Below are 23,076 nucleotides of genomic sequence, written 5' to 3'. Positions count from 1 at the left end.
GGGCACTGCTGCGCAAAGCGACTGACAATAGTTGCTGGGCTGTTTATCTGCTTGTTGGTTGGCGTTGTCTGCCTTTACCTAACTTTACCTGCGGCTTCTGTCCATTGACGTTCAAGCCGATACACTCAGGAGCCAGAGATTTAATTTAAGGCGCCTATGGATTTTCAATACTCGCAAACTGTGCTGGCCTGTCAGCGCTTAGGTTTTGGCCCGCTGCCCGGGGAATTGGCCGATGTCCGCGTGCTGGGGGCCAGGCGCTGGCTTGAGGTGCAGCTGACAGCGCCTTTATCAAAGCATGCGGACCTGCAGGCTCTGCCCTCAAGCCAGCAGATCCTGCTGCAGATTGATTCCCTTAAAAACCTCAGAAAGCAGGCGCAGGGCGCCGAAGCCAAACGCGCTGCCCAGCATCAGGTCAGTCAGTATCTGAGGCAAACTTATCTTGAGCAGATGGCGGCCAGAGCATCGCAAACCCTGACGACACGGCAGGGGTTCAATGAGCGGCTGGTACAATTCTGGAGTAATCATTTTGCCGTTTCCGGCGATGCCCGTCAGGTCAGGGCGCTGACCGCCTGTATCGAAAATGAGGTGATCCGTCCCGGTTTCAGGGGCAATTTCGCGGCCCTGTTGATTGCTGTGATTCAGCATCCTGCCATGCTGCTGTATCTGGATAATGCGGTTTCCACCGGCCCAGACTCTGCTCAGGGCGAGAATGCGCTGGGAAAACATGCTCAGGGCAAGAATCCGCAGAACAAGAAAAAAGGGCGGGGGCTGAATGAAAACCTGGCCCGGGAAATTCTGGAGCTGCACACCCTGGGGGTCAACGGCGGTTATCAACAACAGGATGTACGCCAACTGGCTCATGCCCTGACCGGTTGGACAGTGGTGTACAAGGGCAAACGGGCCGGCACCTTTGGCTTTGTGGCGGGCATGCATCAACCGGGCGATGTCACTGTACTGGGTAATTGCTATTCGGGTAAGGGCATTGAGCAGGCAAGGAGCTGCCTTCAAGATTTGGCGCTGCATCCAGAGACTGCCCGGCATCTTGCCGGAAAACTCAGCCAGCATTTTATCGGTCGCGATGACGGTGAGCTGGTTGATGAACTCACCCGGGTATATCTCCAGCACAAAGGCGAATTGTTGCCGGTTTATCAGGCGCTTATTTCCCATCCCTCAGTTTGGCAAGCGCAAAAGGTGCGATTTCGACCGCCGCAGCTGTGGCTGTTTGCGGCTTTGCGGGGAGGTGCCTTAATTGCAGACTGTCGCAGTATTCAGCGCGCACTGATGCTGTTGGGGCAGCAGCCATTTTATGCAGGCTCTCCGGCAGGATGGAGTGATCGCGACAGCGATTACAATAGCCCCTCGGCGCTGATGCAAAGGTGGCAGGTAGCCGGTGTCATGGCCGGACTGTTGCTCAGGGAGGCCAAATTCAGGGGCGATGAGTACGCCTCCAGCCTTTATTCCGGGATGCTGGATAATGTGTTTGAAGGTGAGGCTGACGAGCATCTGACGTCAGCCGTCCGGCAGGCACAGGATCCGGTAACGGCACTTACGCTGCTGTGGCTCAGCCCACAGTTTCAATATTGCTGAAAGCAACTATTAACCGCCGATGGAGATAGACATGGAGCGACGGCAATTTTTGATGGCGCTGGCGGCCAGTGGTGCGCTGGCGATGTGTCCCGGTCTGGCGCTGGCAAAGGTCAGCGCCGGGTCTGCGCCTGTGAACAGGGTTAAACGCCTGGTGTGGCTGAGTCTTCGTGGCGGCATGGATGGCCTGAATGTGGTGGTGCCAGTGGGCGATCGGCATTATGCACAGCTCAGGCCCTCTCTGGCATTGGCAAACAACGAGTTGCTGCCGCTGGATAATTTTTTCGCACTCAATGCCAGTCTGCCGGTGCTGCATACCTGGTTTACTGACAGGCAGCTGGCCTGGGTGCATGCCTGCGCTACGCCTTATCGGGATCGCTCCCATTTCGATGGTCAGAAAGTCATGGAAAATGGTACGGCTGACCCGTTTTTCGCCACAGGCTGGTTGAACCGTTTGTTGCTACTGGACAGACAGCGGCAGGGCATTGCCATTGATGCCGGTTTGCCGCTGATCATGCAGGGAGAAGCGCAGCCTCTGAGCTGGTATCCCAATAGACTCAAGCTCAGGGACCGACAGGCCAGATTGATTGGGCAGATGCTGGTCGCTGATGAGCAATTAGCCAGCAATTTTGCGCAGGCGATAAAGGTGGAGCAAATGGCGGGCTCAGCCAAACTCAATCGGGAGTTTACTGCACTGGCGGCCAAGGCCGGTGAATTTCTGTCTCAGCCAGGCGGCGCCAATATTGCCGCGCTGGAGCTGGGCGGCTGGGATACTCATGCTGATCAGGCCGGCAGGCTGAAGCGACAGCTGCAGCTGCTGGATGAAGGACTGGCCGCGTTGAAAACCAGTCTGGGTGAGCACTGGCAGGACACTGTGGTGATTGCTGCCAGCGAATTTGGCCGCACAGCGGCACAAAACGGCACCAAAGGAACGGATCATGGCACTGCCAACGTGGTGCTGCTGGCCGGCGGCGCCGTTAATGGTGGGCAAGTGCTGGCGGATTGGCCCGGGCTTGGCGCCGCAGAGTTGTATCAGGGACGGGATTTGGCGCCCACTACAGACTTGCGTGCGGTGATAAAAGGGGTGTTGGCAGCGCATCTTGGGCTGGGACTGGCTGAGCTGCAGCAGGTATTTCCCGGCAGCGAAAGTATCGTTCCATTGCCGGGCCTGGTGCGGCGCTCTTCTGTTGAAAATACGCCGCAACACCTGCTTACTTAACCGACTGAAGGATCACGAACTTGCCGTTACTGGCAACGGTTTTACAGTTGCCAAACAGTCTTTTGAGTTTGATGTGGTAGCCCAGGTGCCGGTTGCCGACTATGTGCAGCAACCCGCCGGGTTTGAGGCGCTTGCGCGCATCATTGAACATCTGCCAGGCGATATGGTCTGTGATGGCTTCACCCTGATGAAAGGGCGGGTTGCAGAGTACCAAATCGGCCTGTACTCCGGCATCCAGATTAGTCAGGCAATCATCCCAGTGAAAATGTCCCCGCTCTGGCTCAAAGCCATTGGTTTGCCAGTTAAACCTGGCACTGGCAATGGCCATTTCTGAGTCATCTACAAAGTGAATGCTGGCTTTGGGATACAATTGCGCCGCCCGCAGTCCCAGGATGCCGTTGCCACAGCCCAAATCGATCACCTGTTGAAATTCGTCAACGGGCAAATTGTCGAGCATGATGCGGGCACCAATATCCAGTTTATTGGCGGCAAACACGTTGGACAGGTTGCTCAGCGTCAGATTGAGCTCTGGTACGTTCCAGTGTAAAGGCGCAGGTTCGGGTCTTGATTTGCCATCGGCAATGACCGTGATGATCCGGGTCTTTTTCCAGGCCAGACTGGCGCTGGCAGCTCCCAGGTGTTTGGCAATCAACGACAGCAGGCTTTGGTTGATGGACTTGGCTTTGGCCCCAATAAGCAGTTGGCTGCCCTGCGGCAACACGGCTGACAGGCGGCTTAGCTGATGGGCAAAATAGGCCAGGTTTTTCGGTAGTTTCATCAAGACCTGCTGAGGTGTCCCGGGCAGGATTTCACGGCTGTTGTACCACTGGATACCGTCAGTGCTCAGTTGATTGCGCTGCAGGTTTTGCTGGCATCCCAGCAAACTGGTTCTGGCATCGGTCTCCAGCCATAAAGGTACCGTCGGCCATTTGGCCCTGATGACGCAGGTCAGTGCGCCGAAGCTGTCGTTTATCAGGCACAGCGGGCCGGTTAATGGCTGGGTGTCAGTGTGTTCATCCAACCACTTGAGCAAATGCTCATCGGCGGCATCCCAGGCCTGCAGATTGGAGATCTGGGTCTGAGGGTAACGGTGTAGGTCGAGCTCGACACCTGTGGCTGAAAACTGGGTTGTCATATGTCACACTGCGATGGAGAAAATCAAAAGTGGAATTATAACCTACAAAACTGTGGCGGGTGCGAATATTCAGTATCGGCGGTAACCTGGAGAGACTTTGATGAGACAGCAGCTACTGTTTGCATCGGCGGATGAACCCTGGACCTGGGTTAAGGGGTATCTGTCCGGCCGCCAGCAAACTCTGTTGATGGAGGAGGCGGAAACTTACCCCTATGAGCGCCCGGAAGTGACGGTTTATGGTAAGGCCCACCGGATCCCCAGAACCCAGATTTGGTTTGGCGATGCAGGTGTTGAATATCAGTATTCGGGATTGCTGGTATCTCCCACGCCCTGGCCTCACTATGCGCAGCGACTCAGAGAACAGTTGCGGCGCGACTTTGGATTAATGAGCAATGGCGTACTGGTTAACCGTTATGCCGGTGGCCGCGATTGTATGGGGTGGCACGCGGATGATGAGGCCGAGTTGCTGCCAGGCAGTGATATTGCCTCCGTATCCCTTGGTGACGGGCGGGATTTTGTGGTGCGGCACAACCGCACCGGGCAAAAGCAAACTTTACATCTTGAGTCCGGTGATTTGCTGCTGATGCATTTTCCCATGCAACAGGATTGGCAGCATGCACTGCCCAAACGTCTGCGTCAGCAGGGCACCCGCTGGAATTTTACCTTTCGTTGTTTGATCCCGGGTTTCCACTCCTGCACAGTGTAATGTTTCATTTATTTGACGGACGATGTTACCCGCGCTGCTGCACGGGTTTGACTGTTGGCCGGGGCGCCAGTACTCTTCGGGAGCATTTTTATTTTCAGAGAGCTGAAGTATGAGCGTTCAGACCAGCATTACCGATAAACTGACCCAGGCATTTTCCCCTTCCTTCCTGGAAGTCCTCAATGAAAGTAACCGTCACCACGTACCGCCTAATTCTGAAACCCATTTCAAAGTGGTGATTGTCAGTGGTGAATTTGAAGGCAAGCGGTTGATTACCAGGCATAGATTGATCAATGATCTGCTGGCGGATGAGCTCGCCGGTGGCGTTCATGCCCTGACTATGCACACTTATACCGACAAAGAGTGGCAGAGCCGTGATGGGGCGCCAGTGTCTCCCAAGTGTAAAGGTTAACTTTTTCATGCATCGGTGACGCCCTGCCGTTACCGGTGCTCTCTACCCAATTCGTTTCCTTCCCCGTTTTACTCCAGTTGGTCAATTCCCTGTTTGCAATTTTTCTGTTATCAATATGTTGCCAAAAAATCAGAACAACAAAACAGTGAAATTGCATGGACAAATTGATTTCCGGCCTGTCATGGTTGACTGAGAAAGTCGGTCGCACCGTGAGTTGGGCTACATTGCTGCTCTTGCTGCTGACTCTGGCGGTGGTAATCCTCAGATATGCTTTTAATACCGGCGCCACCGCATTGCAGGACAGCGCTTTGTATTTGCACGGGGCTGTATTTACGCTGGCCGCCGGTTACACCCTCAAACACGATGCCCATGTCAGGGTAGATATTTTCTATCGCCGTTTTTCGATCCGGACACGCCATTGGGTCGATTTACTCGGCACGCTGTTGTTACTCCTGCCGGTCAGCTTGTTCATTGCCTGGGAATGTTGGGACTATGTGCTTGCGTCCTGGCGGATCACCGAGAAGTCTGCAGAAGCGGGCGGTTTGCCTTTGGTGTATCTGCAAAAGTCGCTGTTACTGGCGCTGGTGGTCAGCCTGCTGATACAGGGCATAGTTGAGTTGTGGACCCACAGCCAGGCGTTGTTTGGCCGGGAAACAGCCGGTTGTCCGGATGAGACAAACAGCCGGGAGGGCGATGTACTGTGATGGCGCTGCTATTGTTTGTCTGCATTTGTCTGGTGCTGATGCTGGGGTATCCAGTGGCCTTTACGCTGGCGGGTGTCGCCCTGATGTTCGCCGGTGTCGGAACGCTTATCGGTGAATTTAATCCGCTGCTGCTCAAGGCGCTTCCCAGTCGCCTTTACGGCGTACTTAATAACCCGATTCTTATCGCTGTACCTCTATTTGTGTTTATGGGCACTGTGCTGGAAAAATCGCGGATTGCAGAGCAATTGCTGACCAGTATGGCTGATCTGTTCGGACGTTTGCGGGGTGGCCTGATTTTCAGCGTGTTTTTTGTCGGCATGTTGCTGGCAGCCAGCACCGGCATTGTCGGGGCCACGGTCGTGACCATGGGATTGATGTCGCTGCCGGCGCTTATCAACCGGGGATACAGTCCAAGCTTCAGTGCCGGAGCGATTTGTGCCACCGGTACTCTGGGGCAGATCATTCCACCGTCTATTGCACTGATTTTACTTGGTGATGTACTGTCCAACGCCTATCAGCAGGCACAGTTGTCCATGGGGATTTTCAGTCCCAAATCTGTGTCTGTCGGCGATCTGTTCGCCGGTGCGCTGATCCCTGGCGTGGTACTGGTGCTGCTTTATTGCGGTTACACACTGGTGCTGATCTGGCGCAGGCCCGGACAGTTTCCGCCGGGCAATGATGCCGAAAAATTCGACAATGGCTTCTGGCTACGGACGATAGCCGCTTTGCTGCCGCCGCTGGCGCTTATCCTGTTGGTGCTGGGCTCAATCCTGATGGGCATTGCCACGCCAACCGAAGCGGCATCAGTAGGCGGTACGGGGGCGCTGTTGATTGCCTTATTGAAACGTCAGTTGTCTTTTCAGGGATTGAAAGAGGTGATGCTCAGTACCGTGAAAGTGACTTCCATGGTGTTCATGATCCTAATCGGTGCCTCTATCTTCTCGCTGGTGTTTCGCGGTTTGGGTGGGGAGGCGCTGATCCACCAGTTGTTTTCCAATATGCCGGGCGGCGCACTGGGCGCCATGTTGCTGGTGATGACGGTTATATTCCTGCTTGGTTTCATTCTGGATTTTATTGAAATCACCTTTGTGGTGGTGCCTCTGGTAGCACCTATTTTACTGGCAATGGGGCTGGACCCGGTGTGGTTGGGCATCATGATAGCAGTCAACCTGCAGACCTCTTTTTTGACACCGCCTTTCGGATTTGCGTTGTTTTATCTGAGGGGTGTCGCGGGGGAGCTGGTGACCAGTGGACAGATTTACAAAGGGGTGGTGCCTTTTGTGATCATTCAATTACTGCTGATGGTACTGCTGAGCTTCTGGCCGGAGCTGGCCACCTGGCTGCCCCAGCAGATCTACGGGTAACGGGAACAGGGAAAGGGAATGAAGATGAAGCGCATATATGCAGTGGGGTTATTGATGCTAGTGGGTTGGCTTGGCGGCTGTGGTGATGAAACAAAGCCGCAGCAGGGCAATACTCCTGCTGATACAGGGAAAAGCTATGAGTGGAATCTGGTAACCTCCTGGCCGAAAAATTTCCCTGGTCTGGGAATGGGACCGGAGCGTTTTGCCGTGCTGGTCGATGAGATGTCTGCAGGCAGACTGAAGATCAAAGTTTATGGTGCCGGTGAGTTGGTACCGGCTTTTGAGGTATTTGATGCGGTTAGTCAGGGCACAGTGCAAATGGGCCACAGTGCGGCCTATTACTGGAAAGGCAAGGCACCGGCCGCGCAGTTTTTCACCTCAGTACCTTTCGGACTGAATGCCAAAGAGATGAACGGCTGGCTGACATACGGCGGTGGTCAGCAGCTGTGGGAAGAAGTGTACGCTCCTTTCGGTATTCTGCCTTTGCCCGGTGGTAATTCCGGGGTGCAAATGGGCGGATGGTTCAATAAGGAGATCAATTCACTGGATGATCTTAAAGGGCTCAAGATGCGCTTGCCCGGACTGGGTGGCGAAGTGCTGGAGCGTTTGGGGGGCACCCCGGTGACCTTGCCTGGTCGTGAACTTTTTACCGCCCTGCAAACCGGCACCATAGACGCCACTGAATGGGTCGGGCCTTTCAATGATCTGGCTTTTGGTCTGCACAAGGCGGCCAAATACTACTATTACCCGGGTTGGCATGAGCCGGGCACGACCCTGGAGTTTCTGATTAACAAGCAGGCTTTCGAGCAATTGCCCGGGGACTTGCAGGCGATGGTTAAAGTCGCTGCCAAAGCCATCAATCAGGACATGCTGGATGAATACACCACCCGTCACGTAGAGGCGCTGGATGTATTGGTCAACGACAATGGGGTACAGCTGCGGGCATTTCCCGATGAGGTGCTCGACAGGTTACGGGAGGTATCTTACGAGGTTATCGCCGAGCAGTCCCAGAAAGATCCTATGATGAAAAAGGTTCATGATGCTTATCGCCAATATGAGCAGGGAGTGCGTCGATACCACGCCATCGCAGAGGATGCCTACACAGAGGCACGAAAACCCCATTGATGTCAGTCTGTCAATCACAGGCTACTCTTGGGTGTGTAATTGGTGATATCCTTGTAATTCGCTTGTGAGCGTCTGTTGTGCCTTGATTAACAGGCGCTTGCTCAAGGAAGAGGCAGTCCGGCGCTGTCCGGTCCTCTGTAAAACAGGTCTGTTTTCGGAGGCGATGACAGGTATCAAAGGGCCATGCTGTCCCTTCCGTTGGGAAATGGAATGTACCCTGGAGACGTTTATGCCATTGCTGGACAGTTTTACCGTTGATCATACCCGCATGCAGGCCCCTGCTGTGCGCATCGCCAAAACCATGAGTACCCCCTCAGGTGATGCCATCACTGTTTTTGATTTACGTTTCTGTATTCCCAATCAGGCTATCCTCAGCGAGAAGGGGATTCACACCCTGGAGCATCTGTTCGCTGGTTTTATGCGAGACCATTTGAATGGCGACCAGGTCGAGATTATTGATATTTCTCCCATGGGCTGTCGAACCGGATTTTATATGAGTCTTATCGGTCAGCCTGATGAGCAGCAGGTTGCTGATGCCTGGCTTGCTGCCATGCAAGATGTTCTCGAGGTTGCCGACCAAAGCAAAATCCCCGAACTGAATGAATATCAGTGTGGTACTTATGCCATGCATTCACTGAGTCAAGCTCAGGAAATCGCCCGCAGTATTCTGGCTGCCGGCGTAGGGATTAACCGCAATCAGGATCTGACGCTGAGCGATGACATTCTTAAAGGTCTGTAAGGCCGGTTTCCCTGTTTGAACTTAACCATGTTGCCATCATTCATTTTCGAGTGTGCGCCGTGCAGTATTGTTACATTCTGATTTGTGATGTTTGTCATGGCGATTGGGCGGCGGAACTTGGTTTTTGATTGTTCGCTGCTACTTTTTTATGAGAGGCATGCCAATGAACCGATTGGCAGTCTTACCGGAGACTCTGAGGTGTGCCTTACCTGATGGCAGGTTGGCGGGCTTTAGTCTATAAACCCGGTGTTGAGTCTGTAAATTCGACAACTTCCGTTATTTATCGCGAATTTTTACAGTAAATCGTTAAAAACTAATGTTTTATTTTTGCATTTATTGCAAATTGTGATTTTTACTAGGTTTGCTGCTCACATAAGCTGCATGCTGTCGCAAATATTGGCATTTTTACTGTTGGATCACAGATAAATGGTCGTTATTTTCGTAGCAGAGATGTGGTTATTGGGGTAAAATGCGCGCGAACAGCGTGATTGTTGTCGCATTTCTGTGATAAATCTGCGCTAGCTCAATTTGGGGGTTGGGACTAACTCTTTGAAATTGAGGCGGGAATGCGGCGCATTGTCTTTCCTTCAAACGTAGTGCTTGTGGATATGATTACAATTAAGAAAGGATTGGACCTGCCTATCTCAGGCAGACCAGAGCAAGCCATCCATGATGGCCCAGCCATAAAACACATAGCTACATTGGGTGAAGAGTATATCGGCTTACGTCCTACCATGAAGATTCGGGTAGGAGATAAGGTGCAAAAGGGCCAGGTGATCTTCGAAGACAAGAAGAATCCTGGAGTCCTGTATACAGCTTCAGCCAGTGGTACTGTAACCGATATTAACCGTGGCGCGAGGCGTGTACTGCAGTCAGTGGTCATCGAAGTTGAAGGTGACGATGCCGTCGCGTTCGATAAATACGATGCCCAAAGCCTCGGCACCCTGACCGATTCTCAGGTCCGCAGCAATCTGATCAATTCAGGTTTGTGGACAGCCCTGCGAACCCGCCCTTTCAGCAAAGTGCCTGCCATTGACGCAACTCCGGCCGGGATTTTTGTCACAGCTATCGATACTCAGCCGCTGGCTGCAGATCCTTCGGTAATCATCAAAGAGTATAAGGATGATTTTGCCAATGGTCTGACTCTGCTTGGCAAGTTGACCAACGGCAAGGTCTACCTGTGTAAAGCTGCCGGAGCTGATATTCCTGCGGGCGATACTCAGGTAGAGGAGTTTGCTGGACCTCACCCGGCAGGAAACGCGGGCACCCACATTCACTTTTTACTGCCTGCCTCCAATAAACGTACCGTATGGTATATCGGTTACCAGGACGTGATTGCCATCGGCAAACTGTTCACCACGGGTGAGCTGTTTACTGATCGGGTTGTCGCTATCGGTGGGCCCAAGGCCAAAGCGCCGCGTTTGCTGCGTACGCGTCTGGGTGCTCAGATCAGTGAACTGACTGCCGGAGAAACTGAAGGCAGCAATCTGCGCGTGGTTTCCGGCTCTGTACTTAATGGCCGTACCGCCAAGGGACCTCAGGATTTCTTGGGTCGTTACCATAATCAGGTAACGATTCTGGAAGAAGGTACCGAGAAAGAGCTCTTTGGCTGGGCACTGCCGGGTAAAGACAAATACTCGCTGACCCGGGCTTTCCTGAGTCACCTGTCTTCTGGCCTGTTTAATATGACTACCTCTACCGGTGGTTCAGATCGCGCCATGGTGCCCATTGGTGCGTATGAGCGTGTGATGCCTCTGGATATTCTGCCGACTATGTTGTTGCGTGACCTGGTGGCCGGCGATACCGAAGAAGCCATGGCATTGGGTGCACTGGAGTTGGATGAAGAAGATTTGGCCCTGTGTACGTTCGTTTGTCCCGGTAAGTATGACTATGGTGTCTACCTGCGGGATTGTCTGGATACGATCGAGAGGGAAGGCTTATGAGCTTGAAGGATTTTATCGAACGTATTGAGCCGCAGTTTGAAAAGGGCGGTAAATACGAGAAGTGGTACGCTCTGTACGAAGCCGCCGCCACGATTTTCTATACGCCGGGTAAAGTGAACAAGGGGCGTACCCATGTTCGCGACAATCTGGATCTGAAGCGCATGATGATCACCGTGTGGGCCTGTACCTTTCCGGCAATGTTTGTCGGTATGTACAACGTGGGTCTGCAGGCACAGGAAGCGCTGATTGCCGGCTTTGGTACGCCTGATGTTTGGCAGGTATCGCTGTTTGGTTTGTTCGGTACTGAACTGAGCGCGGCTTCAGGCTGGCCTGCACTGATGTGGTACGGCGCCTGTTTCTTCCTGCCGATATATGCGGTGACCTTTGTGGTCGGTGGTTTCTGGGAAGTGCTGTTTGCCTCTGTGCGTGGCCATGAAGTCAACGAGGGCTTCTTTGTCACTTCTATCCTGTTTGCTCTCACGCTGCCGGCCACCATTCCGCTGTGGATGGTGGCGCTGGGGATCACCTTCGGTGTAGTGGTTGCCAAGGAAGTGTTCGGTGGTACCGGACGCAACTTCCTGAACCCTGCGCTGGCTGGCCGCGCCTTCCTGTTCTTTGCTTATCCACTGAACATGTCCGGCGATACCACCTGGGTTGTCGCCGATGGGTATTCAGGTGCAACTGCGCTGAGTCAGGCTGCAACCGGCAATCTGCAATACGGTGTGACGCCTGAGTGGTGGGATGCTTTCTTCGGCTTTATCCCCGGTTCCATGGGTGAAGTATCGACTCTTGCGATTCTGCTCGGTGGCTTGGTGATTGTTTATACCCGTATCGCGTCCTGGCGAATTATCGCCGGTGTAATGCTGGGTATGATTGCTGTTTCAACACTGCTGAATGTGGTTGGCAGCGAAACCAATCCAATGTTCGCCATGCCATGGTACTGGCACCTGGTTTTGGGTGGCTTTGCCTTCGGTATGATGTTTATGGCGACTGATCCTGTGTCTGCCTCTTTCACTAACCAGGCCAAGTGGGCTTACGGTGCGCTTATCGGCGCAATGGCGGTCTTTATCCGTGTTATCAACCCTGCGTTTCCTGAGGGGATGATGCTGGCGATTCTGTTTGCCAACCTGTTTGCTCCCCTGTTCGACCATTTTGTGGTTCAGGCCAATATCAAGCGGAGGATCGCTCGTGGCTAGTAAGAAGGACTCGTTCGGAAGAACACTTTTTGTAGTCGTAGGCTTGTGTCTGATTTGCTCTATCTTCGTATCGACGGCAGCGGTGGTGCTCAAGCCCATTCAGCAGGAAAACAAATTGCTGGATCGCCAGAAGTATATTCTGGAAGCCGCTAACCTGCTCAATGCCAAGAATGCGGGAATGAGCAAACAGCAGATCCTGGATACCTACGACAAGTATGTGCAGGCCAGAGTGATTTCACTGGCAACCGGAGACTTTCTTGAAGGTGTTGATGGCAACAACTTTGACATGGAAAAGGCTGCCCGGGATCCCAAGAAGTCGTTTGTGCCGGAAAAAGACATTGCTTCGGTCAAGCGTGTTGCCAATGAGGCCGTGGTGTACCTGGTGCACAATGATGCCGGCAAGCTGACTTCGGTCATTCTGCCCATCAAGGGATACGGTTTGTGGTCGACCATGTATGCCTTCCTGGCATTGGACCCTGACATGAACACAGTGCAGAACCTGGTGTATTACGACTTCACCGGTTCAGGTGAAACACCGGGTCTGGGTGGTGAAGTACAGAACCCCAAGTGGATAGCCAAGTGGCACGGCAAGAAGCTGTATAACGACAAAGGTGAGCTGGCGATTCAGGTCACCAAGAACCCTGCTATTGCTCAAACTGAGTACGGTGTAGATGCCCTGTCTGGCGCCACCCTGACCAGTAACGGCGTACAGTATTCCCTGCAGTTCTGGCTGGGTAAAGAAGGCTTTGAGCAGTTTATCAACAAGGCCCGTAATGGAGGACTGAGCTAATGGCTGACGCTAAAGAACTGAAGCAGGTTCTCACCGGACCTATTATCAACAACAACCCGATTGCGCTGCAGATCCTTGGGGTTTGTAGTGCGCTGGCGGTGACCAGCAAGCTGGAAACTGCACTGGTTATGACCATTGCACTGACCGCAGTAACGGCCTTTTCGAACCTGTTTATCTCGCTGATCCGTAACCACATTCCAAGCAGTGTGCGGATTATTGTACAGATGACCATTATTGCCTCCCTGGTAATCGTGGTGGATCAGGTGTTGCAGGCATACGCCTACAATGTGGCCAAACAGCTGTCGGTGTTCGTGGGTCTGATCATTACCAACTGTATTGTAATGGGCCGCGCTGAAGCTTATGCGATGAAGACGCCTCCCCTGATGAGCTTTATGGACGGTATCGGAAACGGCCTGGGTTACGGTGCGATTTTGCTGACTGTAGGCTTCTTCCGTGAGCTGTTTGGTAACGGCAGCCTGTTTGGCGTGGAGATTTTTTCCAAGGTGTCCGAAGGCGGTTGGTATCAGCCCAATGGTTTGTTGTTGCTGCCACCCAGTGCCTTCTTCCTGATCGGCATCATCATCTGGGTTATCCGTACCTACAAGCCAGAGCAAGTTGAAGCAAAAGGATAAGATGAGATGGAACATTATATCAGTCTGTTAATCCGCTCCATTTTTATCGAGAACATGGCGCTGGCCTTCTTCCTGGGGATGTGTACTTTCCTGGCGGTTTCCAAAAAGGTGACCACAGCAATGGGCCTGGGGATTGCGGTCATTGTGGTACTGGCGATTTCCGTGCCGGTTAACCAGATTATCTATCAGGGTATTCTGGCACCGGGCGCGTTGTCATGGGCGGGATTGCCTGAAGCGGACCTGAGCTTTTTGAAGTTCATTACCTTCATCGGTGTGATTGCAGCGCTGGTGCAGATTCTGGAAATGACGCTGGATAAGTACTTCCCACCACTGTACAACGCGCTGGGTATCTTCCTGCCGCTGATTACCGTGAACTGTGCGATTTTCGGTGCGGTATCCTTCATGGTTGAACGTGACTATACCCTGGGCGAGAGTCTGGTGTTTGGTATCGGCTCAGGTATCGGTTGGGCATTGGCAATCGTGTTGCTGGCCGGTATCCGTGAAAAGTTGAAGTATGCCGACGTGCCCGATGGGCTGCGCGGTCTTGGGATTACATTTATCACAGCAGGTCTGATGGCCTTAGGTTTTATGTCGTTTTCCGGTGTGTCTCTGTAAGAGGCTCCTGAGCGACTTTTCAGAATCGACCTTCTAAGGATAAGTACATGGATATTCTTGGTATTTTTAAGTCGACTCCGCTGGATGTTTATCTTGGCGTGAGTATGTTTACCGCCATTGTACTGGTGTTGGTGTTGGTGATTTTATTCGCCAAGTCCAAGCTGGTATCCAGCGGTGACGTGACCATTGGCATCAATGATGACCCACAAAAGGCCATCAAAACCGGAGCCGGTGGTAAGTTGTTGGGGGCGCTGGCCAACAACGGTATTTTCGTATCATCTGCCTGTGGCGGCGGCGGCTCCTGCGGTCAGTGCCGGGTGATAGTGAAGTCAGGTGGCGGTGATATTCTGCCCACTGAACTGGATCATATCAGCAAGGGTGACGCCAAGAAGGGTTGTCGTTTGTCCTGTCAGGTTAACGTGAAATCTGATATGGACATTGAGCTGGATGAAGAGATCTTCGGCATCAAGAAGTGGGAATGTACTGTTATCTCCAATGATAACAAGGCGACCTTTATTAAAGAGCTGAAACTGGCGATCCCCGATGGCGAGTCAGTACCTTTCCGCGCCGGTGGTTATATTCAGATTGAAGCGCCTGCCCACCACGTACGCTATGCCGATTACGATATTCCAGAGAAATATCGTGGTGACTGGGAGCATTTCGGCTTCTTCAAACTGGAGTCCAAGGTGGATGAGCCAACTATTCGTGCTTACTCTATGGCGAACTACCCGGAAGAGTTTGGCATCATTATGCTGAACGTGCGTATTGCTACGCCACCTCCACGTAACCTGTCGCTGCCTTGCGGTAAGATGTCTTCTTACATCTGGAGCCTGAAGGAAGGTGACAAGGTCACTATCTCCGGCCCATTCGGTGAGTTCTTTGCCAAGGACACCGATGCCGAGATGGTGTTTATCGGCGGGGGCGCCGGTATGGCGCCAATGCGCTCACACATTTTCGACCAGCTCAAGCGTTTGAAGTCAAAGCGTAAGATGAGTTTCTGGTACGGTGCTCGCTCCAAGCGTGAAATGTTCTATGTGGAAGATTTCGATGGCCTGGCGGCAGAGAATGATAACTTCGTATGGCATGTGGCGCTGTCTGATCCTCAGCCTGAGGACAACTGGGATGGTTACACCGGCTTCATTCACAACGTTTTGTATGAGAACTATCTGCGTGACCACGAAGCGCCGGAAGATTGTGAATACTACATGTGTGGCCCGCCAATGATGAACGCGGCGGTAATCAGTATGCTTAAAGACCTTGGTGTGGAAGACGAAAATATCCTGTTGGATGATTTCGGCGGCTAATACCCGGTGCGCTGCGTGATATACTGTCACGCAGCGTTTTTCTTTGATAGGTTTTTGAGGGTAATGGTCAAAATGATTAAGACCGTAGGAAACTGGCTGGCCTTGGTGGGGTTGGCCTTTTTTATTACTGCCTGTTCCAACTCTTCGCCGTTGATGTCTTTGTCCGGCAGCACAATGGGCACCACCTACCACATTAAATTGGTTCCAAATGACAGATTGCCTGATGCTCAGTTGCTTCAGGCTGAAGTGGATATGGCTTTGGAGCAGGTCAACGATCAGATGTCGACCTATCGTCCCAACTCCGAGTTGTCCCGTTTCAATCAATTGGCGCTGGCGCAGAGTGTGGTGGTTTCTCCGGACACCCTCAAGGTCGTGCAGGAAGGGATAAGATTGTATCAATTGACCGATGGTGCGCTGGATATCACTCTGGGCCCCTTGGTTAACTTGTGGGGGTTTGGACCGGATGCGCGCCCGACCACCGTACCATCGGCAACTGACATTGAAGACGCCATGGCGCACACGGGGATTGATGGTATTCGTATTTCCGGTGACCGACTGGAAAAAACCAAACCAGAGCTTTATGTTGATCTTTCGTCCATTGCCAAGGGCTTTGGGGTTGATAAGATCGCTGCCATTCTCGACAAATACGGTGTTACCGGATATCTGGTCGAAATCGGTGGGGAAGTGTCGCTCAAAGGTACCAAGGCTGACGGGCATCCATGGCGTATCGCTGTTGAGCGTCCCACAGAAGATGCCCGAACAGTGCAGCTGGTGATTGAACCTGAAAATATCGCCATTGCCACTTCAGGTGATTATCGTAATTACTATGAAGAGGAAGGGCAGCGTTTTACCCATATTATCGACCCCCGAACCGGCTATCCGGTGAAGCATAAGCTGGCGTCTGTGACTGTGCTGGATAAGAGCTGTATGGTTGCTGATGGTCTGGCGACTGCGATGATGGTAATGGGAACCGATGAATCGCTGGCGCTGGCGCAACAGTTGGGCTTGGCCGTCATGCTGATTGAAAAGCAGGACGAAGGGTTTAAAACCTATTACAGTGAAGCATTCAAACGCTATATTCCCAAGTCCGCGGATAATGCATAGGAAGCGTGGGAAGTTAACTCAGCAGTAGGAGTACATTATGAGTACATTTCTGGCGGCATTTGTGGTGTTGTTGTTGTTTTTTGTGCTGATGTCAATTGGATACATCATTAAACGCAAAGCGGTTGCCGGTAGCTGCGGCGGTCTTGGCGCTCTGGGTATAGAGAAAGCCTGTGATTGCGAAGAGCCCTGTGATAATCGCAAGGCAAAAATGGCTGCGGAAGAAGCCGCGCGCAAGGAAAGGTTAACCCAAAACCGCATTCTCTGAGTTGTCAGAATTAAAGCGGCGCCCGGTGGGCGCCGTTTTTTGTTTCCGTCATTGCGCCTGTTAATCCTGACTATACTGATAAGTATCCAGAGTGATATAGGTGCCAACGCATGACAGCTTCATCCGTGCAGGGGATAGCGCACACAGAATTCAACAATGAGTCCAGCGTTGACTCACTGAAGGCCAGTTCAGTGGAGGTAGCTGCTGAGCTGGTTGGTAAAGCTTCAGAGACTGTACTTAATTCGGTAGTGCAACTGACCGGGAAGCGCCAGATAAGAGCTTTGGGCGAGAGTCTGGTGGAAACTATCCGCAGTGCTCTGGACGTTCCGGCTGTAGCCTTTGTCACTGTCAAAAGTCCCGTGCATTTTCCTGCCTGTATGTTACCCAGGAACAACTCTTTACCGGTTTCTTCACTGAACAACTGTGTACAGGCCTGCGCCCGTTCAGGGGAGTTGGTGAGTGAGCAGCATGAAGAAGGGGTACTCACGGCCTTACCGATTATGGTCAATGGCATCACGGTCAAAGTCTTGTTGTTGCAATCTCTGATGCCCATGAGTAGTCACCAATTGGTGTTACTCAATGGTTTTGCCCGCATCTATGAGAACTTCCTCAATGTGATGCTGGATATGGAAACAGATAGCCTGACCGGATTATTGAATAAAAAGGCCTATTACTCCCAGGTGCTGGCCGTACTTGAGGACGATAACCAAAGCTATTGTGAACAAAGTGGCGAACCAAAGTATTTCTGGCTGGTGATCTTTGATGTCGATAAATTCAAAAAAATCAACGACACTTTTGGTCATCTTTATGGTGATGAAATATTGCTGCTGGTGGCCAATACCATGATCCAGGTATTTGATGAGAAAGATTTGCTGTTCCGTTTTGGTGGTGATGAATTTGTCGTATTGCTGGCTCCACGCACCAAGCAGCAGGCCCGCGCTATCCTCAAGCAATTTCAGGAGCAGATAGCAGTGATCCGTAACGATAAACTCTGGCCGGTTCGCTGCTCTATGGGAGGCGTTAATGCTTCCGGGGCCGAGAATCCGACTGACTTGTTGGTACAGGCAGACAGAGCTTTGTATCACGTGAAAGAACATGGCCGGGGCGAGATCGCTTTTTATTGTGATTTGTTGGAGCAGGGGATTGTTGCCACGGAACATTTTGAGGATGACATAGAACTTTTTTAAATGTCCATTCATCGTTTTATATCCCCCTGTTGTTAAAGATTGCCACCCTGTTGGGTGGCATTTTATTTATTCAGGCCTTAAACAACGGGTTATATCGCTAATTCCGGCAAGGGGCGTTATTGGCTGAAAGATCACAGGTATCGCAACTTCGTCGGCGGAAATAAACAAATTGAATATTCCAGACGGCATGATTTACTGAAATTGAAGCAACCAAAATCAGGAGGCCAGCATGCGGGGCCAAACCGTCGTGATAAGCCAGCTAAATAAAGTGCTGACATCTGAGTTGACGGCTATCAATCAGTATTTTCTTCATGCCCGTATGTTCAGGCATTGGGGGTTGGATGGGCTTAATGGTGCGGAATACCGCAAGTCCATTCAGGACATGAAGCACGCCGATAAATTGATGGAGCGAATCCTGTTTCTTGAGGGACTACCGAATCTGCAGATGCTCGATAAGCTGATGATTGGTGAGCATACAGAAGAGATGCTGGACTGCGACATGCAGATGTTACGGGCAGAGCTGACTTTGCTGCGGGATTCAGTTGTAATTTGCGAGCTACACAGGGATTACGTCAGCAGGGAGCTCCTCCAGGAGCTCATCGAAGATGAGGAAGCACATCTGGACTGGCTGGAAGCCCAGTTTGAGTTGATTGGAATGACAGGGATTGAAAACTACCTGCAATCTCAGATTTGAGGAGGCGCGAGATGAAAGGCCATGCAGAAGTGATTGATGCATTAAACCGCTTGTTAACCAATGAACTGACCGCCATGGATCAGTATTTTGTGCATGCCAGAATGTATGAGGACTGGGGGCTTAACGAGTTATACGAGCGAATCAATCATGAGTCAGATGATGAAAGAGTCCACGCATCCAAGTTGATTCAGCGTATTTTGTTTCTTGAGGGGACGCCGGATGTCGCATCCCGTGGGCCTCTGACTATAGGTAAAGATACTCAGCAAATGCTTCAAAACGATCTGCAATATGAATACAAGGTCGCCGAAGATTTGCGTCAGGTCATCGCCCTGTGTGAGCAGAAAGGGGACTTTCAAACCCGTGACGTTCTCGGAGTTTTGCTCGAAGAAACAGAGTCTGACCATATGTATTGGCTGGAGAAGCAATTGAGATTGATCGACAGAATGGGACTGGCCAATTATCTGCAATCAAAAATAGGGACTGGTTGACCCCGTGAATTAGGGACTTGACACTGTTTATATGTACAGTATTCTTTGTGATGGAGGAACACTGTGCGTAAAATAATCCACGTTGATATGGACTGCTTCTATGCAGCAGTCGAAATGCGAGACTTTCCTGAACTCAGAGGTAAGCCGGTTGCCGTTGGTGGCCGCAGTGACCGCCGGGGAGTTATCAGCACCTGTAACTATGAGGCCCGTAAGTTTGGGGTGCGCAGCGCCATGGCATCAGCTTATGCTTTGCGTCTTTGTCCCGCGTTGACTTTGGTGCCAGGTCGTATGGAAGTATATAAACAGGTCTCAGCACAGATCCGCACTATCTTTTCCCGTTATACCGACCTTATCGAACCACTCTCGCTTGATGAAGCTTATCTTGATGTGACTGACTGTCGCTGTTGTCGGGGCTCTGCCACTTTGATTGCCGAATCTATTCGCAATGACATTTTTAAGGAAACCGGATTGACGGCATCAGCAGGTGTCGCGCCGGTCAAGTTTCTCGCCAAAGTTGCCTCAGATCTCAACAAACCCAATGGCCAGTATGTTATCCCCCCTGAAGCCGTGGCGGAGTTTGTCAAAACCCTGCCCCTGAGTAAGATCCCGGGTGTTGGCAAGGTTACTGGTGAAAAATTGGCTGATATGGGACTGCTTACCTGCGCCGATATACAGCAAGCGGACGCCCGCATGCTCAGGGAGCGATTTGGTAAATTTGGTGCCTTACTGGTTGAGCGGGCCCAGGGGATTGACCCCAGAGGGGTGTCGCCCAATCGGGTCAGGAAGTCCGTCGGGGTGGAAACCACCCTGGCGCAGGATATCTTCAGCCTGTCTCAGGCAAGTTCTGTGCTTTCAGGGCTGATCCCTGAATTGTCGACCCGGATGAGCAGAGGTGCGGCGGACCGGGCAATTCACAAACAAGTGGTGAAGCTTAAATTTGCCGATTTTAAGCAGACAACCATAGAGCATCGCAGTGACAGTCTGTCGGTGAATCTGTTTCAGGAGTTGTTGGCTCAGGCAATGGCGCGCGCTGAAGGGCGGGGCATTCGTCTGGTGGGCATTTCAGCCGGACTGGCTGAGCCCCGTCATGAGCAACCGGCCTCGGTATGTCAACTGGATTTGGCGCTCTGATGATTGCCGGTACCCATAAGTTGGATTTTGAGTTGACGTCGGCAGTTATAGATATCCACGGCCATCAATACTAATGGCGCACTGATAAGTGCGCTCAGGATTTGGTGTAATAACAGGTGGCTGAGCAGGAATCCGGGGAAATCGGCCAGTTCATCCATCAGCAGCATCTTGGCGATAAGTGCGATATAGATACCGGTGTGCAGCACCACCGTGGTGGCAAACAGTCTGGAGAATTTGCGCCGCAACTGCGGTGTAACAGAATTGCCCAGACAGTGGCAGCACAACCAGCTTATACTGCCTGCGGCTATGCTGGTGAAACCAAGGCCGGTCAGCGAAAGTTTGATCAAGATAAGTGAGAAAACAAACAACACAATAAACACAGGATCTGCTCGTCAATTCTTATTGGTACCGGTCGATTTGGCTGCACTCTTGCGAGGACATGCACAGGATCTTCATCCGCTATGGCCAGCCAACAATAGACTTTCTGACAAAAGCCGCTAGCCTGATGTAATTAACTCCGAGCCTCAGCGAGATTTGCTGATGAACATAATTCGCGCCGATCTTTCGCACCTTGATGCACTTGCCAGCCTGTTTAACGATTACCGGATATTCTATCAGTGTCCATCGGATCTTCAGCTTGCGCGTGACTTTATCTCGGCACGCTTAAACCATGATGAATCAGTGATTTTTCTGGCTATGCAACAAGGGCAGACGATTGGTTTTACCCAGTTATATCCCTCTTTTTGCTCTGTTGAAGCCTGCCGCATTATGATTCTGTACGACCTGTATGTGGCCGCCGGCGCAAGGCAATCCGGCGTTGCTTCAGCCCTGATGCAGACTGCCAGAGCATTCGCGCAGGCATCGGGGGCCAGCAGAATGGATCTGTCGACCCAGAATACCAATATCGCGGGCCAGCACTTGTATGAAAAGCAGGGCTATCGACGAGTGAATGAGGACTTCTACAGCTATTCACTCTATCTTTAATGCCTGCCTTGCCATGTGTGGATTGCCAGCAGGCAGACAATGAAGCCGGAACCAGAGACCATGTTGTCTGGTTAATCCCGGTAAGCTGTAAATCATTCGGTGTTGCGCGATGTCATTGTCAGCGTTTCAGCGCGCCGAGAATTCCCCTAACCAGACTTTGACCCAGTTTACTGCCAAAGGTGCGTGCCAGACTTTTGAAAAAGGCATCACCGGCGGAATCGCCGCGTCTTGAAGGCTGTGGGGCCCTGGTATCTGCTTTGGGCTGGGGGGCGTCGGTATCGGCTTTGTCGCGACGTTTGGCGAGCAGTTCAAAGGCAGACTCTCTGTCGATGGTATCCCGATATCGGTTGGTCAGTGGAGAGCGAGCCAGTAATTGCTCGCGTTCAGCTTGGCTCAGGGGGCCAATGCGGCTTGCCGGTGGGCACATGAGGATCTTCTCTACCGGTTGTGGTCTGCCCTTGGTATCCAGCACTGACACCAGCGCCTCACCTGTGCCCAATTCGGTGATGACCTCGGCAGTATTCAACCCGGGATTGGGCCGGAAGTTATCGGCGACTGCTTTGACGTTCTTTTTATCCTTGGGGGTAAAGGCGCGCAGGGCATGCTGAATACGGCACCCCAGTTGTCCCAGTATTGCTTCGGGAATATCCATGGGGCTTTGGCTGATAAAAAACACCCCAACTCCCTTGGAGCGGATCAGCCTGACGACCTGTTCTACTTTATCGATGAGCGGTTTGGGCGCGGTGTTGAACAGCAGGTGGGCCTCATCAAAAAACAATACCAGTCTGGGTTTGTCGGCATCGCCCTGCTCGGGCAGTTGTTCAAACAGCTCGGCAAGTAACCAGAGCAGGAAGGTGGCGTACAGTTTCGGAGATTGATGGATAAGTGTGGTGACATCCAGAATGCTGATGACTCCTTTGCCGGAGAAGTCGGTCTGCATCAGGTCGGTCAGTGCCAGTGCCGGTTCGGCAAAGAAATGCTCAGCGCCCTGCTGCTCAAGTACCAGCAGGCGGCGCTGAATGGCTCCCACAGATGATGCGCTGATATTGCCATATTGGCCTGAGAGGGACTTGGCGTTCTCGGCCATAAATGCCAGCAATGCCCGCAGATCTTTCATATCCAGCAGTAACAGCCCCTGCTCGTCGGCATAGTCAAAACAGCCGTACAGCACACCGGTTTGGGTGTCATTGAGTTCCAACAGGCTGGCAAGCAGCAGCGGACCCATTTCGCTGATGGTGGTACGGGCACTGAGGCCAAGTTTGCCAAAAATGTCCCACAGCAGCACTGGACAGGGGGCAAAGGCGGGCAGGGGGACGCCTATCTGTTCACAGCGACTTTGCAGTTTGTCGCTGCCGGAACCTGCCGCTGCCAGGCCACTGAGGTCCCCTTTCACATCGGCCAGAAAACAGGGGGTGCCCAGTTGTGAGAAGGACTCTGCCAGTAATTGCAGGCTGATGGTTTTACCGGTTCCCGTGGCACCGGCTATCAAGCCGTGGCGATTGGCCATGGCTGCATTGAGAAACACCTGATTGTTGCCATTTCCACCCAGAAGAATTTGATTCATGGATTGCTCTCCACGCCTTGGTGCTCCAGCCCGTTGACTGCAACTGTTGCAGTCAGCCTCTAAGTCTCCAACTTAGGCACTGTGGCCTTTATTGGTCAATATTGATCAATGAATTTGCTGGATGCTGACAGGATGAACCGGAATTGAGGTAGATCTCTGAGTGACGGCCACAAAAAAGCCACCTTGCGGTGGCC

24 protein-coding genes are annotated in these 23,076 nt (G+C 52.2%); 21 read left to right on the top strand and 3 right to left on the bottom strand.

Annotated elements, in window-relative coordinates; genetic code table 11:
- Nucleotides 1-156: 156 nt before the first annotated feature.
- Entirely contained in the window at nt 157-1,587 is a 1,431-nt protein-coding gene (locus tag ACRRUX_RS02085) for a DUF1800 domain-containing protein (RefSeq protein ID WP_432526671.1), read from the top strand.
- A 31-nt stretch (nt 1,588-1,618) separates the two neighbouring features.
- On the top strand, nt 1,619-2,803 hold the full coding sequence (locus ACRRUX_RS02080) for a DUF1501 domain-containing protein (RefSeq protein WP_432526669.1): 1,185 nt from the start codon (nt 1,619-1,621) through the stop codon (nt 2,801-2,803).
- Here the strand turns inward: ACRRUX_RS02080 and ACRRUX_RS02075 are convergent.
- Nucleotides 2,796-3,938, bottom strand: a complete 1,143-nt coding sequence (locus tag ACRRUX_RS02075; RefSeq protein ID WP_432526667.1) for a methyltransferase — start codon at nt 3,936-3,938, stop codon at nt 2,796-2,798. The two genes, ACRRUX_RS02080 and ACRRUX_RS02075, sit on opposite strands and share 8 nt — an antisense overlap.
- A gap of 100 nt (nt 3,939-4,038) precedes the next feature.
- Here ACRRUX_RS02075 and ACRRUX_RS02070 point away from each other — a divergent pair, with 100 nt between their 5' ends.
- The 18 genes from ACRRUX_RS02070 to dinB all read left to right on the top strand — a co-directional run bounded on the left by ACRRUX_RS02070 (nt 4,039) and on the right by dinB (nt 20,334).
- A complete protein-coding gene (locus ACRRUX_RS02070; protein ID WP_432526665.1) occupies nt 4,039-4,644 on the top strand; it encodes an alpha-ketoglutarate-dependent dioxygenase AlkB family protein in 606 nt (201 codons plus the stop codon).
- A gap of 109 nt (nt 4,645-4,753) precedes the next feature.
- Nucleotides 4,754-5,053 carry a BolA family protein gene (locus tag ACRRUX_RS02065; RefSeq protein WP_432526663.1) on the top strand — a complete coding sequence of 100 codons (300 nt, stop codon included), beginning with the start codon at nt 4,754-4,756 and terminating at the stop codon, nt 5,051-5,053.
- A gap of 155 nt (nt 5,054-5,208) precedes the next feature.
- Nucleotides 5,209-5,757, top strand: a complete 549-nt coding sequence (locus tag ACRRUX_RS02060; protein ID WP_432526661.1) for a TRAP transporter small permease subunit — start codon at nt 5,209-5,211, stop codon at nt 5,755-5,757.
- Nucleotides 5,757-7,121: a TRAP transporter large permease gene (locus ACRRUX_RS02055; protein WP_432526749.1), complete on the top strand. Its 1,365-nt coding sequence runs from the start codon at nt 5,757-5,759 to the stop codon at nt 7,119-7,121. The genes ACRRUX_RS02060 and ACRRUX_RS02055 overlap by 1 nt, the downstream gene beginning before the upstream one ends.
- Before the next feature lie 24 nt (nt 7,122-7,145).
- Nucleotides 7,146-8,246, top strand: a complete 1,101-nt coding sequence (locus ACRRUX_RS02050; RefSeq protein WP_432526659.1) for a TRAP transporter substrate-binding protein — start codon at nt 7,146-7,148, stop codon at nt 8,244-8,246.
- Between the two features lie 229 nt (nt 8,247-8,475).
- The gene (luxS, locus tag ACRRUX_RS02045) at nt 8,476-8,985 is read left to right on the top strand and encodes an S-ribosylhomocysteine lyase (protein WP_432526657.1); all 510 of its coding nucleotides are present in this window, start codon (nt 8,476-8,478) and stop codon (nt 8,983-8,985) included.
- A gap of 608 nt (nt 8,986-9,593) precedes the next feature.
- Nucleotides 9,594-10,928 (top strand): Na(+)-translocating NADH-quinone reductase subunit A, encoded by a 1,335-nt coding sequence (locus ACRRUX_RS02040; RefSeq protein WP_432526655.1) that lies wholly within the window; start codon nt 9,594-9,596, stop codon nt 10,926-10,928.
- Nucleotides 10,925-12,124, top strand: a complete 1,200-nt coding sequence (locus ACRRUX_RS02035) for an NADH:ubiquinone reductase (Na(+)-transporting) subunit B (protein WP_432526653.1) — start codon at nt 10,925-10,927, stop codon at nt 12,122-12,124. Before ACRRUX_RS02040 ends, ACRRUX_RS02035 begins: the two co-directional genes overlap by 4 nt.
- A complete protein-coding gene (locus ACRRUX_RS02030; protein ID WP_432526651.1) occupies nt 12,117-12,914 on the top strand; it encodes a Na(+)-translocating NADH-quinone reductase subunit C in 798 nt (265 codons plus the stop codon). Before ACRRUX_RS02035 ends, ACRRUX_RS02030 begins: the two co-directional genes overlap by 8 nt.
- Entirely contained in the window at nt 12,914-13,546 is a 633-nt protein-coding gene (locus ACRRUX_RS02025; protein ID WP_432526649.1) for an NADH:ubiquinone reductase (Na(+)-transporting) subunit D, read from the top strand. Before ACRRUX_RS02030 ends, ACRRUX_RS02025 begins: the two co-directional genes overlap by 1 nt.
- Before the next feature lie 6 nt (nt 13,547-13,552).
- Nucleotides 13,553-14,161, top strand: coding sequence for an NADH:ubiquinone reductase (Na(+)-transporting) subunit E (gene nqrE, locus ACRRUX_RS02020; RefSeq protein ID WP_432526647.1), 609 nt, complete (start codon nt 13,553-13,555; stop codon nt 14,159-14,161).
- Nucleotides 14,162-14,208: 47 nt separating this feature from the next.
- The gene (gene nqrF, locus ACRRUX_RS02015; protein WP_432526645.1) at nt 14,209-15,465 is read left to right on the top strand and encodes an NADH:ubiquinone reductase (Na(+)-transporting) subunit F; all 1,257 of its coding nucleotides are present in this window, start codon (nt 14,209-14,211) and stop codon (nt 15,463-15,465) included.
- 72 nt (nt 15,466-15,537) lie between these two features.
- The gene (locus ACRRUX_RS02010) at nt 15,538-16,569 is read left to right on the top strand and encodes an FAD:protein FMN transferase (RefSeq protein ID WP_432526643.1); all 1,032 of its coding nucleotides are present in this window, start codon (nt 15,538-15,540) and stop codon (nt 16,567-16,569) included.
- Between the two features lie 37 nt (nt 16,570-16,606).
- On the top strand, nt 16,607-16,834 hold the full coding sequence (nqrM, locus tag ACRRUX_RS02005; protein ID WP_432526641.1) for a (Na+)-NQR maturation NqrM: 228 nt from the start codon (nt 16,607-16,609) through the stop codon (nt 16,832-16,834).
- 110 nt (nt 16,835-16,944) lie between these two features.
- Nucleotides 16,945-18,021 carry a GGDEF domain-containing protein gene (locus ACRRUX_RS02000; protein WP_432526639.1) on the top strand — a complete coding sequence of 359 codons (1,077 nt, stop codon included), beginning with the start codon at nt 16,945-16,947 and terminating at the stop codon, nt 18,019-18,021.
- A 229-nt stretch (nt 18,022-18,250) separates the two neighbouring features.
- Nucleotides 18,251-18,715 carry a bacterioferritin gene (gene bfr / locus ACRRUX_RS01995; RefSeq protein WP_432526637.1) on the top strand — a complete coding sequence of 155 codons (465 nt, stop codon included), beginning with the start codon at nt 18,251-18,253 and terminating at the stop codon, nt 18,713-18,715.
- 11 nt (nt 18,716-18,726) lie between these two features.
- A complete protein-coding gene (gene bfr, locus ACRRUX_RS01990; protein WP_432526635.1) occupies nt 18,727-19,203 on the top strand; it encodes a bacterioferritin in 477 nt (158 codons plus the stop codon).
- 63 nt (nt 19,204-19,266) lie between these two features.
- The gene (gene dinB, locus ACRRUX_RS01985) at nt 19,267-20,334 is read left to right on the top strand and encodes a DNA polymerase IV (protein WP_432526633.1); all 1,068 of its coding nucleotides are present in this window, start codon (nt 19,267-19,269) and stop codon (nt 20,332-20,334) included.
- Here dinB and ACRRUX_RS01980 read toward each other — a convergent pair.
- Nucleotides 20,313-20,681 carry a hypothetical protein gene (locus tag ACRRUX_RS01980; RefSeq protein ID WP_432526631.1) on the bottom strand — a complete coding sequence of 123 codons (369 nt, stop codon included), beginning with the start codon at nt 20,679-20,681 and terminating at the stop codon, nt 20,313-20,315. The two genes, dinB and ACRRUX_RS01980, sit on opposite strands and share 22 nt — an antisense overlap.
- Before the next feature lie 193 nt (nt 20,682-20,874).
- Here ACRRUX_RS01980 and ACRRUX_RS01975 point away from each other — a divergent pair, with 193 nt between their 5' ends.
- Nucleotides 20,875-21,318: a GNAT family N-acetyltransferase gene (locus tag ACRRUX_RS01975; protein WP_432526629.1), complete on the top strand. Its 444-nt coding sequence runs from the start codon at nt 20,875-20,877 to the stop codon at nt 21,316-21,318.
- A gap of 118 nt (nt 21,319-21,436) precedes the next feature.
- Here the strand turns inward: ACRRUX_RS01975 and ACRRUX_RS01970 are convergent, their stop codons facing one another.
- Nucleotides 21,437-22,882, bottom strand: coding sequence for a helicase HerA-like domain-containing protein (locus ACRRUX_RS01970; RefSeq protein ID WP_432526627.1), 1,446 nt, complete (start codon nt 22,880-22,882; stop codon nt 21,437-21,439).
- Nucleotides 22,883-23,076: the final 194 nt, after the last annotated feature.

Source organism: Shewanella sp. GXUN23E (genome assembly GCF_050865035.1).
In the GTDB taxonomy this organism is placed as follows: domain Bacteria; phylum Pseudomonadota; class Gammaproteobacteria; order Enterobacterales; family Shewanellaceae; genus Shewanella.
Note: the sequence above shows the minus strand (reverse complement) of the source record. Positions and strands in the feature narration are given on the sequence as shown.

What these genes read in the sequence shown, in the direction of transcription:
- ACRRUX_RS02085 (WP_432526671.1), top strand. Translation starts at nt 157, where the DNA reads ATGGATTTTCAATACTCGCAAACTGTGCTGGCCTGTCAGCGCTTAGGT.
- ACRRUX_RS02080 (WP_432526669.1), top strand. Translation starts at nt 1,619, where the DNA reads ATGGAGCGACGGCAATTTTTGATGGCGCTGGCGGCCAGTGGTGCGCTG.
- ACRRUX_RS02075 (WP_432526667.1), bottom strand. Translation starts at nt 3,938, where the DNA reads ATGACAACCCAGTTTTCAGCCACAGGTGTCGAGCTCGACCTACACCGT.
- ACRRUX_RS02070 (WP_432526665.1), top strand. Translation starts at nt 4,039, where the DNA reads ATGAGACAGCAGCTACTGTTTGCATCGGCGGATGAACCCTGGACCTGG.
- ACRRUX_RS02065 (WP_432526663.1), top strand. Translation starts at nt 4,754, where the DNA reads ATGAGCGTTCAGACCAGCATTACCGATAAACTGACCCAGGCATTTTCC.
- ACRRUX_RS02060 (WP_432526661.1), top strand. Translation starts at nt 5,209, where the DNA reads ATGGACAAATTGATTTCCGGCCTGTCATGGTTGACTGAGAAAGTCGGT.
- ACRRUX_RS02055 (WP_432526749.1), top strand. Translation starts at nt 5,757, where the DNA reads ATGGCGCTGCTATTGTTTGTCTGCATTTGTCTGGTGCTGATGCTGGGG.
- ACRRUX_RS02050 (WP_432526659.1), top strand. Translation starts at nt 7,146, where the DNA reads ATGAAGCGCATATATGCAGTGGGGTTATTGATGCTAGTGGGTTGGCTT.
- luxS (WP_432526657.1), top strand. Translation starts at nt 8,476, where the DNA reads ATGCCATTGCTGGACAGTTTTACCGTTGATCATACCCGCATGCAGGCC.
- ACRRUX_RS02040 (WP_432526655.1), top strand. Translation starts at nt 9,594, where the DNA reads ATGATTACAATTAAGAAAGGATTGGACCTGCCTATCTCAGGCAGACCA.
- ACRRUX_RS02035 (WP_432526653.1), top strand. Translation starts at nt 10,925, where the DNA reads ATGAGCTTGAAGGATTTTATCGAACGTATTGAGCCGCAGTTTGAAAAG.
- ACRRUX_RS02025 (WP_432526649.1), top strand. Translation starts at nt 12,914, where the DNA reads ATGGCTGACGCTAAAGAACTGAAGCAGGTTCTCACCGGACCTATTATC.
- nqrE (WP_432526647.1), top strand. Translation starts at nt 13,553, where the DNA reads ATGGAACATTATATCAGTCTGTTAATCCGCTCCATTTTTATCGAGAAC.
- nqrF (WP_432526645.1), top strand. Translation starts at nt 14,209, where the DNA reads ATGGATATTCTTGGTATTTTTAAGTCGACTCCGCTGGATGTTTATCTT.
- ACRRUX_RS02010 (WP_432526643.1), top strand. Translation starts at nt 15,538, where the DNA reads ATGATTAAGACCGTAGGAAACTGGCTGGCCTTGGTGGGGTTGGCCTTT.
- nqrM (WP_432526641.1), top strand. Translation starts at nt 16,607, where the DNA reads ATGAGTACATTTCTGGCGGCATTTGTGGTGTTGTTGTTGTTTTTTGTG.
- ACRRUX_RS02000 (WP_432526639.1), top strand. Translation starts at nt 16,945, where the DNA reads ATGACAGCTTCATCCGTGCAGGGGATAGCGCACACAGAATTCAACAAT.
- bfr (WP_432526637.1), top strand. Translation starts at nt 18,251, where the DNA reads ATGCGGGGCCAAACCGTCGTGATAAGCCAGCTAAATAAAGTGCTGACA.
- bfr (WP_432526635.1), top strand. Translation starts at nt 18,727, where the DNA reads ATGAAAGGCCATGCAGAAGTGATTGATGCATTAAACCGCTTGTTAACC.
- ACRRUX_RS01975 (WP_432526629.1), top strand. Translation starts at nt 20,875, where the DNA reads ATGAACATAATTCGCGCCGATCTTTCGCACCTTGATGCACTTGCCAGC.
- ACRRUX_RS01970 (WP_432526627.1), bottom strand. Translation starts at nt 22,882, where the DNA reads ATGAATCAAATTCTTCTGGGTGGAAATGGCAACAATCAGGTGTTTCTC.